This window comes from Sphingomonas naasensis (assembly GCF_004792695.1).
In the GTDB taxonomy this organism is placed as follows: Bacteria; Pseudomonadota; Alphaproteobacteria; order Sphingomonadales; family Sphingomonadaceae; genus Sphingomonas; species Sphingomonas naasensis.
Genome location: NZ_SRXU01000011.1, coordinates 74184 through 89473, shown reverse-complemented (window position 1 = coordinate 89473; position 15290 = coordinate 74184). Strand labels below are relative to the sequence as shown.

General features: G+C 65.4%; 14 protein-coding genes, 1 tRNA gene and 1 pseudogene. 7 read left to right on the top strand and 9 right to left on the bottom strand.

Annotation, left to right across the window (positions count from 1 at the left end; all coding sequences use genetic code 11):
- The first annotated feature begins 21 nt into the window (after positions 1-21).
- Together E5A74_RS19565 and E5A74_RS19560 are read left to right on the top strand one after the other, a co-directional pair.
- On the top strand, positions 22-1056 hold the full coding sequence (locus E5A74_RS19565) for an aldo/keto reductase (RefSeq protein ID WP_135987298.1): 1035 nt from the start codon (positions 22-24) through the stop codon (positions 1054-1056).
- Positions 1057-1066: 10 nt separating this feature from the next.
- On the top strand, positions 1067-2260 hold the full coding sequence (locus E5A74_RS19560) for an MFS transporter (RefSeq protein ID WP_135987297.1): 1194 nt from the start codon (positions 1067-1069) through the stop codon (positions 2258-2260).
- 112 nt (positions 2261-2372) lie between these two features.
- Here E5A74_RS19560 and E5A74_RS19555 read toward each other — a convergent pair.
- Positions 2373-2448: transfer RNA gene (locus tag E5A74_RS19555), tRNA-Lys, on the bottom strand.
- Between the two features lie 94 nt (positions 2449-2542).
- On the opposite strand from E5A74_RS19555, the gene xth reads away from it, so the two are divergent.
- Together xth and E5A74_RS19545 are read left to right on the top strand one after the other, a co-directional pair.
- Complete coding sequence (gene xth, locus E5A74_RS19550) at positions 2543-3316, top strand: exodeoxyribonuclease III (RefSeq protein WP_135987296.1); 774 nt, start codon at positions 2543-2545, stop codon at positions 3314-3316.
- Complete coding sequence (locus E5A74_RS19545) at positions 3313-3633, top strand: hypothetical protein (RefSeq protein WP_135987295.1); 321 nt, start codon at positions 3313-3315, stop codon at positions 3631-3633. The genes xth and E5A74_RS19545 overlap by 4 nt, the downstream gene beginning before the upstream one ends.
- Positions 3634-4413: 780 nt before the next feature.
- Here the strand turns inward: E5A74_RS19545 and E5A74_RS19535 are convergent.
- Positions 4414-5859, bottom strand: coding sequence for a UvrD-helicase domain-containing protein (locus E5A74_RS19535; RefSeq protein WP_135987294.1), 1446 nt, complete (start codon positions 5857-5859; stop codon positions 4414-4416).
- Complete coding sequence (locus tag E5A74_RS19530) at positions 5852-7600, bottom strand: ATP-dependent nuclease (RefSeq protein ID WP_135987293.1); 1749 nt, start codon at positions 7598-7600, stop codon at positions 5852-5854. Before E5A74_RS19530 ends, E5A74_RS19535 begins: the two co-directional genes overlap by 8 nt.
- An 83-nt stretch (positions 7601-7683) precedes the next feature.
- On the opposite strand from E5A74_RS19530, the gene E5A74_RS21035 reads away from it, so the two are divergent.
- Positions 7684-7836, top strand: a complete 153-nt coding sequence (locus E5A74_RS21035; RefSeq protein WP_166745642.1) for a hypothetical protein — start codon at positions 7684-7686, stop codon at positions 7834-7836.
- Between the two features lie 100 nt (positions 7837-7936).
- On the opposite strand, the gene E5A74_RS19525 is transcribed toward E5A74_RS21035, so the two are convergent.
- Complete coding sequence (locus tag E5A74_RS19525) at positions 7937-9376, bottom strand: helicase-related protein (protein WP_206365925.1); 1440 nt, start codon at positions 9374-9376, stop codon at positions 7937-7939.
- A 19-nt stretch (positions 9377-9395) separates the two neighbouring features.
- On the opposite strand from E5A74_RS19525, the pseudogene E5A74_RS19520 reads away from it, so the two are divergent.
- Positions 9396-9743 (top strand): annotated as a pseudogene (locus E5A74_RS19520) (chromosome partitioning protein ParB); the annotation flags it as partial.
- Here the strand turns inward: E5A74_RS19520 and E5A74_RS19515 are convergent.
- The 3 genes from E5A74_RS19515 to E5A74_RS19505 form a co-directional block, all read right to left on the bottom strand.
- A complete protein-coding gene (locus E5A74_RS19515) occupies positions 9644-10639 on the bottom strand; it encodes a tyrosine-type recombinase/integrase (RefSeq protein ID WP_240699893.1) in 996 nt (331 codons plus the stop codon). The pseudogene E5A74_RS19520 and the gene E5A74_RS19515 overlap by 100 nt on opposite strands.
- Positions 10640-10767: 128 nt before the next feature.
- Positions 10768-11460, bottom strand: a complete 693-nt coding sequence (gene trmB / locus E5A74_RS19510; protein WP_135987292.1) for a tRNA (guanine(46)-N(7))-methyltransferase TrmB — start codon at positions 11458-11460, stop codon at positions 10768-10770.
- Positions 11461-11486: 26 nt separating this feature from the next.
- Positions 11487-12347 carry an EAL domain-containing protein gene (locus E5A74_RS19505; RefSeq protein WP_166745641.1) on the bottom strand — a complete coding sequence of 287 codons (861 nt, stop codon included), beginning with the start codon at positions 12345-12347 and terminating at the stop codon, positions 11487-11489.
- 279 nt (positions 12348-12626) lie between these two features.
- On the opposite strand from E5A74_RS19505, the gene E5A74_RS19500 reads away from it, so the two are divergent.
- Positions 12627-13199 (top strand): phosphatase PAP2 family protein, encoded by a 573-nt coding sequence (locus E5A74_RS19500; protein WP_166745640.1) that lies wholly within the window; start codon positions 12627-12629, stop codon positions 13197-13199.
- Here the strand turns inward: E5A74_RS19500 and E5A74_RS19495 are convergent.
- Both E5A74_RS19495 and metK read right to left on the bottom strand, forming a co-directional pair.
- A complete protein-coding gene (locus E5A74_RS19495) occupies positions 13117-13881 on the bottom strand; it encodes an EAL domain-containing protein (protein WP_208411692.1) in 765 nt (254 codons plus the stop codon). The two genes, E5A74_RS19500 and E5A74_RS19495, sit on opposite strands and share 83 nt — an antisense overlap.
- Positions 13882-14024: 143 nt before the next feature.
- Positions 14025-15236, bottom strand: coding sequence for a methionine adenosyltransferase (metK, locus tag E5A74_RS19490; RefSeq protein WP_135987289.1), 1212 nt, complete (start codon positions 15234-15236; stop codon positions 14025-14027).
- Positions 15237-15290 lie beyond the last annotated feature (54 nt).

Genomic DNA, 15290 nt, shown 5'->3' with positions numbered 1-15290 from the left:
ATAGCAATGGGAAGGTGGAACATGGAGTATCGGCAACTCGGAGCATCGGGCCTGCGCGTGCCGGCGCTGAGCTTCGGCACCGGCACGTTCGGCGGCCAGGGGCCGTTGTTCAGCGCCTGGGGTCAGAGCGATGCCGCCGACGCGCGGCGGATGATCGACATCTGCCTCGATGCCGGCGTGACGTTGTTCGACACCGCGGACGTCTATTCGGGCGGCGCTGCCGAGGAGATTCTGGGCAACGCGATCCGCGGACGGCGCGACGCGGTTCTGATCTCCACCAAGACCGGTCTGCCGATGGGCGAGGGGCCGCAGGATTGGGGCGTCTCGCGCGCCCGGCTGGTCACCGCGGTGGATGCGGCGCTCAGGCGCCTGCAGACCGATCATATCGATCTGCTCCAGCTGCATGCCTTCGATGCCTCGACTCCGGTCGAGGAGCTCGTCGGCACGCTCGACCTGCTGATCGCCGCGGGGAAGGTCCGCTATGCCGGCGTCTCCAACTATCCCGGTTGGCAATTGATGAAGGCTCAGGCCGCCGCGGACAGACTCGGCGCGCCGCGGCTGGTGGCGCACCAGGTCTATTACTCGCTGATCGGCCGGGCCTATGAGCACGACCTGATGCCGCTGGCGGCCGATCAGGGCATCGGCGCGCTGGTGTGGAGCCCGCTCGGCTGGGGGCGGCTGACCGGCAAGATCGGCCGCGATCGCCCAATTCCCGCCGCCAGCCGTCTGCACGAAACCGAGCAATTCGCGCCGCCGGTCGAGAGCGAGCATCTCTATCGCGTCGTCGACGCGCTCGAGGCGGTCGCCGCGGATACCGGACGCAGCGTTCCGCAGGTCGCGATCAACTGGCTGCTGCGCCGCCCCACCGTCGCTTCGGTGATCGTCGGCGCGCGCAACGAGAGCCAGCTGAGGGATAATCTCGGCGCGGTCGGCTGGTCGCTCAGCCCGGCCCAGATCGCCGCGCTCGATGCGGCGAGCGATGTGCTGCCGCCCTATCCGCACACGCCCTATCGCCAGCAGGAAGGCTTTGCCCGCCTCAATCCGGCGCGGGTCTGAGGGGCGTTCCATGAAGCTCAATCCCGGTCTTCTCGCCCTGTCCGTCGGCGCGTTCGGCATCGGCGTCACCGAGTTCGCGCCGATGGGGCTGTTGCCCGTCATCGCCCATGATCTGGGCGTGTCGATCCCCACCGCCGGATTGCTGATCAGCGCCTATGCGCTGGGCGTGATGATCGGCGCGCCGTTGATGACACTCACCACCGGTCGCGTGCCGCGGCGCACGCTGCTGATCGGACTCGCCGGCATCTTCACGCTCGGGAACCTGCTCGCCGCGGTCTCGGACGGCTATGGCATGCTGCTCGCGGCGCGGTTGCTCACCTCGTTCAACCATGGCGCGTTCTTCGGCGTCGGATCTCTGGTCGCGGCGGGCCTGGTGCCGCCCGCAAGGCGCGCGAGCGCGGTCGCGACGATGTTCATGGGGCTGACGATCGCCAATGTCGTCGGCGTGCCGCTCGCCACCTGGGCGGGCGAGTATCTCGGCTGGCGCGCGTCCTTCTGGGGCATCGCCGCGCTGGGCGTCGCGACGATGGCCGCGCTGCGGCTCACCTTGCCCGCGCTGCCGGCGCCCGGCGGCGGCGATGCCCGGGCGGAGCTGCGCGTGCTGGCACGCCCCCGGGTGCTGGCGGCGCTGGGGCTGACCGTGGTCGCATCGAGCGCGATGTTCACCGTGTTCACCTACATCACGCCGATCCTGCGCGACGCGACGCATGCATCGCTCGGTTTCATCACTGCGATGCTGGTGCTCTACGGCGTCGGCCTCAGCGTCGGCAACTGGTTGGGCGGGCGCTTCGCCGATCGCTCGGTGGATCGCACGCTGATGGTCACGCTGGCATCGCTCACGGCGATCCTCGCCGCGTTCGCCGTGCTGATGCCGTATGCGGCGCCCGCCGCGGTGGCGATCTTCCTGTGGGGCGTGGCGAGCTTCGCGCTGGTGCCGCCGCTGCAGGTGCGGGTGATGGGCGCAGCGGCGGATGCGCCGAACCTCGCGGCGTCGGTGAACATCGGTGCGTTCAACCTCGGCAATGCTTTCGGTGCCGCGCTCGGCGGCGGGGTGATCGCCGCGGGGCTGGGCTATCCCGCCATTGCGATCGCGGGCGCCGCGACCTCGTTGGCGGGTCTCATCGCGGTCCTTTTCGCCAACCGGCGCAATTCCAGCGCCGTGCGGACCCCTGCCGGCGATGCCGCGCTCTGCGAGCAATATTGAAAGCGAGCCGGCGCGCGGCGGGGCGCAAATGGGGGATTTGGATGCGTGTCGAAGCGCCCCCCGGCCATCGGCGGCGGACAGGCGAATTTCGCAACATTGGATGGCTCTCGAGTGGTGGGTCCGCCGGGATTCGAACCCGGGACCTCTCGATTAAAAGTCGCTTGCTCTACCGACTGAGCTACGGACCCACGCTGCCGCCCCCCTAGGCGTGGGTGCGGTGCGGGTCAACGGAGGAATGGGAACCGTTCGCCGCCGCGCGGCTTGTCGCGCGAGGAGGCGTGCATGCGGATCGCGACGTACAATGTGAACGGCGTCAACGGGCGGCTGCCGGTGCTGCTGCGCTGGCTCGCCGAGACCGCGCCCGACGTGGTCTGCCTGCAGGAATTGAAGGCGCCCGACGAGAAGTTTCCGGAAGCGGCGATCCGCGATGCCGGCTATGGCGCGATCTGGCATGGGCAGAAGAGCTGGAACGGCGTCGCGATCCTCGCGAAGGGCTGTGATCCGGTCGAGACGCGGCGCGGGTTGCCCGGCGATCCGGACGACAGCCACAGCCGCTATATCGAGGCGGCGGTGGGCGGGGTGCTGGTTGGCGGGCTCTATCTGCCCAACGGCAATCCCCGGCCGGGGCCCAAATTCGACTATAAGCTGCGCTGGTTCGATCGGCTGATCGATCATGCCGCGACGCTGATCGGGATGGACGCGCCGGTGGTGATCGCCGGCGATTACAACGTGATGCCCACCGACCGCGACGTCTACAAACCCGAGCGCTGGCGCGACGACGCGCTGTTCGCGCCCGAAGTGAAGGCGGCCTATTTCCGCATGCTCGGGCAAGGCTGGACCGACGCACTGCGCACGCTCCACCCCGACGAGACGATCTACACCTTCTGGGATTATTTCCGGAACGCCTATGCCCGCAATGCCGGGTTGCGAATCGACCACCTCCTGCTCAACGCCCCTGCGGCGAAGACGCTCAGGGCCGCTGAAGTCGATTCCTACGTCCGCGGCTGGGAGAAGACCAGCGACCATGCGCCGGTCTGGGTCGAGCTCGGCACGTGAAGCATCCGGTGACGCCCGATCGCCGCTATTTCGTGGTGCGCGAGCGCCTGTGGCGGATGGCGGATCCCGCTCTCGACGATTCGGCACGCGCGGCGCTGGTTGCCGAGCTGATGGCGGCGCGGCGCGCGGTCGGCATGGCGCTCGGGGCGGACGATGCAGCTGGCGAGAAGGCCGCGCGGACGCGCGTCGACGCTGCCAAGCGCGCGCTGGGCGAGCGCGGGCCGCCCTGGTGGACCGACGGCGCGCCCGATTTCAACCGACACAGGGTCGCCAACACCCCCTATGCCGGCTGGTATCGCGATCAGACGCGCAGATAGCGGAAATACCAGACCTTAATGAATAAATTACCATAAAACATTGAATTATAGTCAGAAAATGGGGATTTTGAAGTTGCGGAATTCATCGATGTAATCACCGGGTAATCACCAGATTTGCTGCTCTCATGGGTGAGCGCATGTCCTGTGCCACCCTAACCGCTGCCAGCATAGCGCAACTCCGGGCGACCATCGCGCCTGCAGAGGCCAGCGCTCCGTTCGCCGCTATAGCCGTTTCGCCTTTAATAAGCGGCACGCAAGCATCTGATCACTCCATCGCGTGGCGAAAGTTTCGGATATCTCGAACCAGGTCCCGTCGTTACCGGCGCCGTGATTGCGTCCCATGCACGAGCACTGGCATTCGTGACCGACCGCGTTGAGACAGGCGGGGGAACACTTCTCTTGCTCGCGATATGGCTGGATAATGTAGACTTGGCCAAACGTCTCGAGCGCGCGTTCGACGAAGTCGTTGAACCAAAGCCTTTGGCATCTCCCAATAGCGTTTGTTTGAAATCCAGATTGGGCTGTTGCGGCGGCCGTTCTGAAGCCACGACCGATTTGCCTCAGCGTAGGGAAGGCGGGCACGCAGCATCTCGCCCTTACCCTGCCTACGCAAAATCACCGGAATGTCGCTCTGATTCCACACCTGAGTGAGCGTCCGCTCGTCCATAGTGGCATCCCTTTTCTGACCTTCAGACAGCCTATATTTGTGATCTGATATGAATAGGTTGCGCCACACCAAAGGTCACGGCTGAGACTAGGGCGACTGAACACCGGGCAAATTTAGCCTGGAGGTCGGATACTTCTGTCCGGCGAGAGGATCGTGATCCGGTGGGTGGCGCGGGTGAGCGCCACATACCAGTCCTTGTTGCTCAGGTTGGGCGAGTGGACGATAACGACATTCGCAAATTCCAGCCCTTTGACCAGTAAGGTGCTGCCCACGCTGTAATAGGGCACGCGCCGGCCAGCGTGCCGGAGTTGATTCTGGACGCGCCAGACCGCCTCGGCGAGACTGACGTTTTCGCCCGACATGATCAGCTTGAGCGCGGAACGCACCGCTGACAGCATCTCGCGGCGATAGACATGGCATGCTGGCAAACCCGCAAAACCGTCGATTAACGCGAGACACGACGCGTTGCTCGCATCCTGTTCGAGCGCGAGCGCCAGCCCGATCAGGGTTCCAAAGCGCGTTTCGCCGAGCTTGCGGCCGAGCTTTCGTGCCGCAACGGCCTTTTTGAAGTCGGCCCGGCCGACGCCTGACATGCACTTCTCGAGCAGATCCAGCGTGGCTTCCAGCCGCTTGGGGCCGTTGGTCGTGGCAAGTTTCCGGGTCGCACCGAAGATCGCCTTGCACTCCACGGGCTCGATTGTGGAGAAACGCTGCTTTCCGAGCGAGCGCGCGATCGCGGCTCTCGCACCTTCATTCACCGAATCCGCGATGACGACCAAGTTGCCATCGTTGCCCATGGCCTTGAGGCACGCGTTGATGATCTTGTTCTGACGCGGACCATCCTGGTCCGGGAGCCACTCCCACGTCACGCACGCTGGCCTCTTGTCCAGCGCGACAATGCTGCCAGATTCGAGCGCAGGCCTGATCGCCTCGAGCCATGTGGCGAGCGCCGCATTGCCGTGCCGATGCCACCGGTGGGCCTTCGTAAGTGTCCGGATGAGGGGAAAGTGTGGAAAGACCGCCGCATTCCAATCAACCGGCACCTGGCTGTTGAAATCGAAGATCGCCTGCAGCGGATCGCCGAACACGCATGTGGGCAGAACCTTCGAGATGGCCGTCACAATCTCATGCTGGCGGTGACTGCAATCCTGATATTCGTCGACGAGGACGCCGCAATAGGAGGCGCGCAACACACGTTCGATGGCGCCGCTCGCCAGCAGTTGCAGTGCCGCCGCATAGACCGCCGCCCAATCCTGCTCGCCCTTGGGTTCCGTCACGGTCAGCCCGGAGCGTAGCGGGTAAGATGCGGAATAGCGCAGACACCAGCCAGCGATGGTGTCGATGGCGTATCGGGTGGTAGGCACCTTGCGGTCGCGGAGCCGACGGCGCAGGGCATCGACCCCGGCATGGGTATGGGTCAGGATAAGACGCCGGCCCTCACCATGTTCGACAGCATTGGCGATCTGCTCGGTCTTGCCGCAGCCGGCGGCAGCGACGACGCTGCCCACCCGGGTCGCGCAGACAATGGCGGCTAGATCTGCATCGTCGGGTTCAGCCATCGATCCAGTCGCGGACACGCTGAAGGCCGATCGCCAGGGGCGTCATGGGAATCTGATGGAGACAGGGCTGGATGATCGCTGCAATCGCTTCGCCGTGATCGATCGACTTGAACCAAGGCTTCTTCTTCGCCTTGGCGGTCGCACCGAGAAGGCGGCGAAAAACCAGCGTGTCGAAAGCCACCGGCAAGGTAAGATCGGGAAGAGGTGCGACGCCCGCGAGCGCGCACTGCGCGTTGATGCGCGTCAATATGCTTTCCGCCGTGTGGCAGGACGCCGCATAGGCAATGAGGTCGCGCACGATGGGCCAGGGGAGGTCGAGAAAGATGCGTTCCTCGGTCGAGCAGGTATCGGGCCAGAGCAGCATCACCGCGCCGGCGGCCTCAGCGGCGGAGATATCGGCAGGGGATGGTGGCTCGTCGGTATCGAGCAATGCCAGGCATTGATATCCCAGTTCCTGAAGGTGCTTGGTCAACATGACCGCTTCGGGCACGCCGCGCCCGTCGATCGCGACCGTGCCGCTCAACGCAAAGGAATCGGAGCCAGCAGCGATCCAGAGCGTATCGAGGCCGCGAAGCAGTCCGCATTCGGTCCGGCCTTCGCCGACCAGAATGCGACGCGCGAGAAAGGCTTCAGGAGAACTGCGCAGATATCGCTGGGCCGCGCCGTCTTGGGTCGTGCCCTCGACCGAGCGCACCATGGTATCGCCATCGTCACAGCACACGGCGTGGATATTGGGCGCGCTAAGCTCGCGCAGGACGACTTCGGAATGGGTCGTCAGGAATATCTGCGGCGCAGCGGCAGCAGCGGGCGCGACGCTGGTTGCCGGCGGTACGAGCAGATATTTCAGCAGGCGGGCGATCCGGTGCGGCTCGAGGCCGTGCTCGATCTCGTCGACCAGCGCTATATGCGAGCCGCGCGCATTATGCTGGAGCGCGGAGACAATGAGCCTGGAGGAGCCGGTGCCGAGCGTACGGAGCGGCAAATCGCCATCGTGCAGCGTGACCCCGCCTGCCGTGATCGAGGCGCTCTGGATATCGAGCTCGGCGGTCAGCCCTTTGCGGACTCGAACCGAAAAATGCTTACCCAAGATCTCGGCACGCTCCGTCGGGATAGCGAAGACATCCTTGTTGCTGAGGCGGAAGGCGTCGCGCGCTGCGCGGCTGGCTGCGGCGAGCTGCTCGGTCATGCGGGCGCCATCGCCGATGCGGTTCAGAATCGAATGGCGTCCCCAGCCGAGATGGCGTTCGGCATAAGGTCCAAGGCGCGTGGTCGCCAGTTCGCGCGCGTCGGTGAAGCGCAACGAGGGCGGGTCGTCGGTGCCGCTGAGCCGGTCGTTGAAGATCGACCAACGCCCCTCGAGTGTAGCGGGATCAAGTTCGACGCGGATCGAGAGCGCGTCCACAAAGCCGGTGTCGGTTTCGCCAGGCTCGTCGATGAGGGTAGCGGTGGCCGAATTCCAGCCCCGCAAATGGAGGCCATAGCGATTGTCGGCGCAAAACTCAGCTGGAATGCCGACCAAGGTCACGGTGATCGTGGCGGCGGCGGTGAAATCGAGGTTATGGAAGTCGGTATCGTCGCCGAGATAGTTGCTGCGCGGATTGAGCGCGAGGTCGATCGCGTCAAGGATCGTCGTCTTGGTCGAATCTCCAGGTCCGATGAGACAGTTCATCCCGGGCGATGGCGACCAGTCGAGGGACCGGATTCCGCGGTAATTCCTGATCTCGAGATGAGCGATCCTCACAGAAACCTTTCCGGCGCTAGGCGCGCTTCATGGTGAGATAATTGTAGAAGAACAGGTTTTTCACAAGGCGGTGCAGCTGGTGCATGTTGCGGTATCCCTGGACGATCGTGCCGGTCGAGCTGCGCGACGACTATGTGGCCACCCTTGAGCGTGCGAGCACCGAGGCTGACATCGGCCCCTTCGCGGATTTCTTGGCCGAGCTTGTCAGGGAGCAGCTTGCTCGCCCCCTTTCTTGAACCGGCCCGACCCGAAATGCCACTGGGATGAACGCCCCAATCTCAGGGCCGCGCGCGTGAATGGATATAATCCGCTCTCTCGCTGGTCGTCGCATAACGGTCAGGCGCGGCGGCGACCGGCAATCTCGACATATCCAATCAGTTCCGCCGAATAGCTGCCGTCACCGTTCACAGCTCCTTTGTGTTTCAATTCTCGCTGCAAGGTAGGTTCGACCGCGCGGACGAACAGATCGCGGCGCTGCTCGGGCTGGAGGGCCGGTGTCCCCCCAGGTGCCTGTAAGTATTTTTCGCATTGTCGCTCAACCGCCGGGATGCGCGTGCCGTCCTGCTTGACTGCGATCGGCTGCACCACCACCCGACGCTCGCCGTTGCCGGCCGACGTCTCGACCATCCACAGGGAGAGCAGAACCGGCTCATCCATGTCGCCGGACACGGCAATGCCGATCTCCTCCGGCGCCAGGCCTCGCCACCGTCCCAACTCCTCAAGGACCAACGGGTGATCCAAGCCCATAAGTTGTAGCTCATCCTCGTTTGTCGCAGCTTCACGGCTCAGGCTGAAGCGGGCACGGCGCGTGCCCTCCGAAGTGACCAGATCGTAGGTGACATTGTCCACCTTCACCAATTTCTGCTGGCGATCTGCAACAGCCGCCGACATGAAACGCACCAACCGATCCAGGCTGCTCGATACGTCCGAGAACGGTTTGTAGTCGTCCAAACTGAAACCATCGAGATCTTGGAAAAGGTCGAACACAACCTGCCGCGCCTCGCGAGAATTCGACAGCGCCGCTTCCAGCTCCACCTGCGTGCGCTTCAATTCGGGATCAGACAGGGCTTCTTGATATAACCGGTCGTAATTCAACCGCTCGGACAATTGCCCCAGAATCTGCGCCCGTAGGTCTTCGGCAACATTGCCTTGCTCATCAACCTTGCCGACCGTGCGCGCAATCTCGGTCAGTTTCTCGTCCAGCAGCAGGAAGATACGGCCCTCGATGGTGTCCGAGAGCACCAGGTTGTAAACCTGCGCCGTGTGGCTCTGTCCGTACCGATGAATGCGCCCGATGCGCTGTTCCATGTCCATCGGATTCCACGGCAGGTCGAAGTTGAACAGGATGCGCGCGAATTGGAGGTTGATGCCTTCCCGCCCCGCTGCAGTACAGACCAAGACGCGCGGACCATCCTTCTGCCGGAAGCGACGCTCCGCAGCCGCTTTGGCGCCGTGATCGCCGCCACGCAGCACGACCACGCCTTGACCAGGGAAATTCTGCTCGATCTCCCGAGAGATCATGTCCACCGTACCGAGGTAGGTGGCGAAGATTACGATCTTTTCGTTCTGGTTTTGCCTCCACAGAGTGCCCAAGCCATCGACCAATTTTTGCATCTTGGTTTCGGGCCGGAACACGATGCCGTCGTCATCGACCGCGACGCCAAGGATTTCCTGAAAGACCGCCGCGAGCTGCTCGGGTGCGTTTTCGCCCATACCAAGCAGATCTAGGTCGCCGGTGGCGCGGTAGGGTGCTGCCGCCCACAGACTGAACAGCATCGCGCCCTTGGGCGACGCTTCCCTTTCCGTGGTGAAGCAACGGCTTCGCTTGGGGGCTGTCAGCCCTAAGCTGTTGCAGGTCTATCGCGAGGACGGGCTTACGCTGGACCAGCTTATCGCCTTCGCCATCACCGAGGACCATGCCCGGCAGGAGCAGGTATTCGAGGGGCTGCATCACAACCGCGAGCCGTGGATCATCCGGCGCGACATGACTGCCGCCAACGTGCCCGCCGATGACCGCCGCGCGGTGTTCGTGGGGGCCGATGCCTATGTCGAGGCGGGCGGCACCATCATCCGCGACCTGTTCAGCGAGGACCGGGGCGGGTTCTTCGAGGATGCGGGCTTGCTCGATATGCTCGCTGCCGAGAACACCCTGCCGCGACTTGGCCACTTTTCGCCACCCGCGACCGAGTCGAGTTCGGAGATCGCGAGGTCATTGAGCGGTATCGTGGTCGGCTCGCCATTCTTCGTTCGATCGCCGGACAACCGCATCTCGCGTTCCGAACGGCTCAATTCGTGCCAGTGAAGACCACCGATCTCTTCTCGCCGCTGGCCAGTAGCGATGAGGAGCCGAACGATGTGGCCAAAGCAACGATGGCACTCTGAAGCCTGAACCCAAACTCTCGCCAACTCGCTGTCACTCAGCCAGCGCTCGCGAGGTTTAACGGCTTTCGGCGTTTCCATGCCTTCCATCGGGCTTCTGTCAATGTCGCCGCGGCTCACTGCCCATCGAAATAGGCGCCTCAGCACGGCGAAGACGTTGCGACGATTGGCGGCCTGGTCCGCCGGCATGCGATCGAACACGGCCACCACATCAATGCGCGTGATTGTAGGAAGCGCCTTATCCCGCAAGACCGGCTTGACGTGTAGGTGAAGTGATCGCGTTACGAGCGTCGACCACCCTTTCCCTTTGCAGTCGGCCGCAAAGCGGTCGGCGTAGTTGGAAAAGGCGAGGTCGACAGCCTCGCGCCGTCGTTGCTTGTCCGATTCGACGGGGTCGATCCCTTGGGCGACTAGGCGGAGGAGTCTCGTCGCCTCCTCGCGAGCGGTGAAGGGCGTCCATGGCGAACCATGACCGCCGATGGTGTAGCGACGCGTCTTCGCCTCGCGGCCACCCATGCGATACTGGACGACATAAGACGCAGAGCCGCCCGCGGTGATCTTGAGTCCAAACCCCTTCAGTTCGTCATCCCAAAGGAAGCCGGTAACGGCGCCTGCCTGGAGGGCGTCGAGGGTCCGCTTGGTGATTTTTCCGGTGGCCATGACAAACCTCATGTACCAGAAAAGTAATCACCCAGCAATCACCGAAGCGGAAACCGGCGGCGGCAGGCGGCGGCGGGTTTCGGATTAAGACACTGAAATAAGGCGATTAACTGTGATAAGCCATTGATCTAAATCCGGCGGTAACGGAAGTACCAGACCTCGTGCCCCTGCCGGCGCGCCTTGCGCTCGTAGCGGGTCTCGGGCCAGTCGGTGGGGCGGGTGAGGAAGTCGGCGGCGCTCTTCGCCTGCCAGACGAAGTCGCGGCGCTGGTTCATCACCATCATCGACCAGCGGCAATAGGTCGGGTCGTCGGTGCCGAGGCGAAATTCGGCGCCGGGCTTGAGCTTGGCGGCGATCATGTCGAGCGGGCCGTTATTGACCATCCGGCGCTTGGCGTGGCGCGCCTTGGGCCAGGGATCGGGATGGAGCAGATAGAGCCGGTCGAGGCTGGCGTCGGGAAGCCGCTCGAGCACGTCGAGCGCGTCGCCCATGTGCAGCCGGACATTGGCGAGCTTGTCGTCGCGGATATGGTTGAGCGCGCCGACCACGCCGTTGAGGAACGGCTCGCAACCGATAAAGCCGTGGTCCGGGCGCATCGCGGCCTGGCCGGCGAGATGCTCGCCGCCGCCGAAGCCGATCTCGAATTCGAGCGGGCGCCCGGAGCCTTCGGCGTCGCCGAACAGGGTTTGCGCATCGAGCGGACCGGTCTCGGGCACGCTGAGCTGCGGCAGCATCTCCTCGACCAGGGCCGCCTGACCCTGGCGCAACTTGTGACCTTTGGCGCGGCCGTAGAGGCGGCGAATGGAAATCGGATCAGGCATGCGCGCCTGTTAGCGCCGCAGCGCGGTTACGCAACCTGGGCGGTGAGCGCGGCTTCGGCGGGGCGCGCGGCGCGGAGCGGGAAGGCGGCGCGGTGGTGATGCGCGAGACGGCGATGCGTCGGCGCGCTGATCGGATTGCGCGCCTCGCGGCGGGGGAGATCGGGCTGCGGCAGCGCGGGCGCCTCGATCTGGTAGTGGCGCACGCCCATTGCGTGGAGGACGTCATGCTCGCCGCGCCGCTCGACGCCGCGGGCGATCACGGTGACCCCCATGTTGCGCGCGAGGCGCATCACGCCCTCGGCGATCAGCCGGCGCGAGGCGCTGGCGTCGATGCTGCGGACCAGCGACGGATCGAGCTTGACGAAGCGCGGGGTGAAGCGCGCGAGCAGCTTGAGCGCGACCGGGCCGGCGGCGAAGCCGTCGAGCGCCACCGAGAGGCCCCGTCGGGTGCAGGCCTGGGCGAGCGCCGCGGCGGCGTCGAGATCGCCGCGCTCGTCGGCGTTGATCTCGATCACCAGCCGGTCGGTGGGCACGCCATTGGCCAGCGCGGCGCGGAAGAGATGCGAGAGCAGCGGCTCGGCGAGCCCGGCGGCGGCGCCGAGCGGGATGGCGATCAGCGCGTCGCCGCGGTGCAGCTCCATCGCGACCGCGGCTTCGAGCGCGAGCGTGATGCGGCGCGCCTCGAGGCTGGGGCGCTGTTCGGGGAGCAGCGAGGCCGAAAGCGCGGCGAAGCTGCGGCCGCTGGCGGCGGTGGCGACGGCCTGCCACGCGAAGGCGCGATCGGCGCCCTTGGCGATCATCGGGTGGAAGGCGATCTGGAGATCGAGGCGCGCATCGGCGCGGTTGAGCGTGACGGCTGAAATCGTGGCGGTCGGCGTAGCGGTCATGCAAGCTCCTCTGTTGCCGCTGAAATATTGGTTAATGTTTAGGCCGCCCATTCCGTGTGTCGCCGCATTGGGTTCGCACCGATAGGGATTCTCCGGGGTACCCCGCCGGCGACCCGCGGAGTCGCGCGGCGAACCCCACGGCGTTTCGCGGGTTGTTACGCTATGGCAAAAACGAAGCTGAAGGCTCCGAGGGCCGCTGCACGCGCGAGCAAGGCCGAGCGAATCGACGCGGCGCTATCGAAAGCGCTGGTTTGGCACCGCGCGAATCCGGCGGTGCGCGTGCTGGGAATCGCCAGCGAGCTGGCCGACCAGCCGCCGCTGATCGGCATCTGCCTCGCCACGATCGGCTCGGGCGCGGCGCTGCGGCGGCCGCGTCTGCTGCGCGCGGGGCTGCGGATGCTGGCGAGCGCGCTCGTCGCGACCGCGGCCAAGGCCGTGATCAAGCACCATGTCGATCGCACCCGGCCGCGCAAGATGCTCCGCGACGGCCGCTATGCGCTCCGTGCCGACGGCAAGGGCAGCAAGGACGAGGGGCCGTGGAACAGCTTCCCGTCGGGTCACACCGCGGGAGCCGTCGCGGTGGGCAGGGCAGTGACGCGCGAATATCCCGCCGCGCTGCCCGCCACCGGCCTGGCGATGGCGACGGTCGGGCTCATCCAGCTGCCGCGCGGCAAGCATTTCGCCAGCGACGTGCTCGCCGGCGCCATGATCGGGGCGTTGTCGGAAGCCTTGGTGAACGCGGCGGCCCGGCGCCTGCGCGAGTCAGCTTTCAGGCAGCGTCGCGGCGAAGCGCCGGCGTCGGCAGCGTGCGCTCGGCGGGGCTGGCGATCTCCTCGCCCTGCACCAGCGTGATGCCGAAGCTGCGCAGCCGCTGGAGCACCGGCTCGCTGTCGACCCCGGTGGCGATCACCTTGAGGCCGAGTTGGCGGATGCGCGGGGTGAGATCCTCGAGGACGAGGCGGCGCGACCAGCTGCTCGCGATCGCGCTGACCAGCTCCGATTCGAGCTTGACCAGATCGGGGAGATAGCGGCCGCACAAGGCGAGCCCGGCATGGTTGGGCCCAAGGCCGATAAACGCCGTCAGCGGACCCGCCTTGCGATGCACGTCGATGATCTCGGCGAGCTTGTTGCCCGGCAGATCGCGATAGCCTTCGAGGCCGAAGATCAGCCGCTCGGCGATCAGCCCGGCATGGCGCGACACGCGCAGGATCGGCTCGAGATGCTCGGCGGGGGCGCCGATCGATTGCGCCTGGACCGGGATCAGCAGCCGTGCGCCGCTGGTGCCGAGCCCGGCCGCCATCGCCCAGCGGATCGCGCCGGCGGCGCAGCGCTGGTCGAACGTGGCCCTGGTTTCGGGCGGCAGCGAATCGAAGATCTGACCGGCGGTCTCGCCGCCCCGACCGCGGATGATCGCCTCATAGGCATAGACGCGGCTCGCCGCGATGTCGGCGATCGGCTGAAACGCAACGGTGAGGCCGCCCGAGTCGGACACGGGCTTGCGCTCGACTTCCGATGTCACTGATTGCGACTCCAACGTTTCCGCTCCTTTGCACCCTGTGTAGTGAACAAATGCGGTTACCCGGGGGTTAACGCGAGCTCCGCAAATCTGCGGAGTGCCATGACAACGAAAAGGGCCGGGGAATGCTCCCCGGCCCTTCGTCAAGCTTACGGATCAGCTCAGGCCAGCGCGGCCTTGAGGTCGTCGACGAGATCGGTCTTCTCCCACGGGAAGAAGTCGCCCTCGGCCTTGCGGCCGAAATGGCCGTACGCCGCCGTCTTCTGGTAGATCGGCTTGTTGAGCTGCAGGTGCGTGCGGATGCCGCGCGGGGTGAGGCCGCCCAGCTTCTCGATGCCCTGGATCGCCGCCTCGATCCTGTCGTCGCCGACGGTGCCGGTGCCGTGGGTGTCGACATAGAGCGACAGCGGCTTCGACACGCCGATGGCGTAGGCGAGCTGGATCGTCACGCGCTGGGCGAGCCCGGCGGCGACGATGTTCTTGGCGAGGTAGCGGGTGATGTACGCCGCCGAGCGATCGACCTTGGTCGGATCCTTGCCCGAGAAGGCGCCGCCGCCGTGCGGCGAGGCACCGCCATAGGTGTCGACGATGATCTTGCGGCCGGTGAGGCCGGCGTCGCCGTCAGGGCCGCCGATCTCGAAGCTGCCGGTCGGGTTGATGTGATAGACGGTCTCGTCCGAAAGCAGCTCGGCCGGAAGAATGTCGGCGACGACCTTCTTCACATAGGCGTGGAGCTCGGCTTCCTTGTCGCCCTCGTCATAGCCCTTGCCGTGCTGGGTCGAGACGACGATCGCGGTGGCGGCGACGGGCTTGCTGCCCTCGTAGCGCAGCGTGACCTGGCTCTTGGCGTCGGGCTCGAGGAACGGCGCGGTGCCCGAATGGCGGTCGGCCGCCATCTGCTCGAGGATCTTGTGGCTGTAATAGAGCGTCGCCGGCATCAGATCGGGCGTGTCGTCGGCGGCATAGCCGAACATGATGCCCTGATCGCCCGCGCCTTCGTCCTTGTTGCCCGAGGCGTCGACGCCCTGGGCGATGTGCGCCGACTGCGGATGCAGGTTGTTCTCGAAGCGCAGCGTCTCCCAGTGGAAGCCCTCCTGCTCATAGCCGATGCGCTTGACGGTATCGCGCACGGTCTTCTCGACCTCTTCGCGCACGCCCGGGGCCCAGTTGCCCTCGGTGTCCATGATCCCCTTGCCGCGGATCTCGCCGGCGAGGACCACGAGCTGGGTGGTGGTGAGCGTCTCGCACGCGATGCGTGCTTCCGGGTCCTTGGACAGGAACAGATCGACAATGGCGTCGGAGATCTGGTCGGCGACCTTGTCGGGATGGCCTTCCGAAACCGATTCGGACGTGAAGAGATAGCTGGAACGCATGGTTTTCCTCAATCGTGGGAAGGAAGCCGGGCCGTTGCCATGCCCATATAAAGC

Excerpts from the sequence above, each read along its gene's own strand:
- metK (WP_135987289.1), bottom strand. The coding sequence starts at position 15,236 with ATGCGTTCCAGCTATCTCTTCACGTCCGAATCGGTTTCGGAAGGCCAT.
- E5A74_RS19565 (WP_135987298.1), top strand. The coding sequence starts at position 22 with ATGGAGTATCGGCAACTCGGAGCATCGGGCCTGCGCGTGCCGGCGCTG.
- E5A74_RS19560 (WP_135987297.1), top strand. The coding sequence starts at position 1,067 with ATGAAGCTCAATCCCGGTCTTCTCGCCCTGTCCGTCGGCGCGTTCGGC.
- E5A74_RS19515 (WP_240699893.1), bottom strand. The coding sequence starts at position 10,639 with ATGGCCACCGGAAAAATCACCAAGCGGACCCTCGACGCCCTCCAGGCA.
- trmB (WP_135987292.1), bottom strand. The coding sequence starts at position 11,460 with ATGCCTGATCCGATTTCCATTCGCCGCCTCTACGGCCGCGCCAAAGGT.
- E5A74_RS19535 (WP_135987294.1), bottom strand. The coding sequence starts at position 5,859 with ATGGCTGAACCCGACGATGCAGATCTAGCCGCCATTGTCTGCGCGACC.
- E5A74_RS19525 (WP_206365925.1), bottom strand. The coding sequence starts at position 9,376 with ATGCTGTTCAGTCTGTGGGCGGCAGCACCCTACCGCGCCACCGGCGAC.
- xth (WP_135987296.1), top strand. The coding sequence starts at position 2,543 with ATGCGGATCGCGACGTACAATGTGAACGGCGTCAACGGGCGGCTGCCG.
- E5A74_RS19505 (WP_166745641.1), bottom strand. The coding sequence starts at position 12,347 with ATGACCGCTACGCCGACCGCCACGATTTCAGCCGTCACGCTCAACCGC.
- E5A74_RS21035 (WP_166745642.1), top strand. The coding sequence starts at position 7,684 with ATGTTGCGGTATCCCTGGACGATCGTGCCGGTCGAGCTGCGCGACGAC.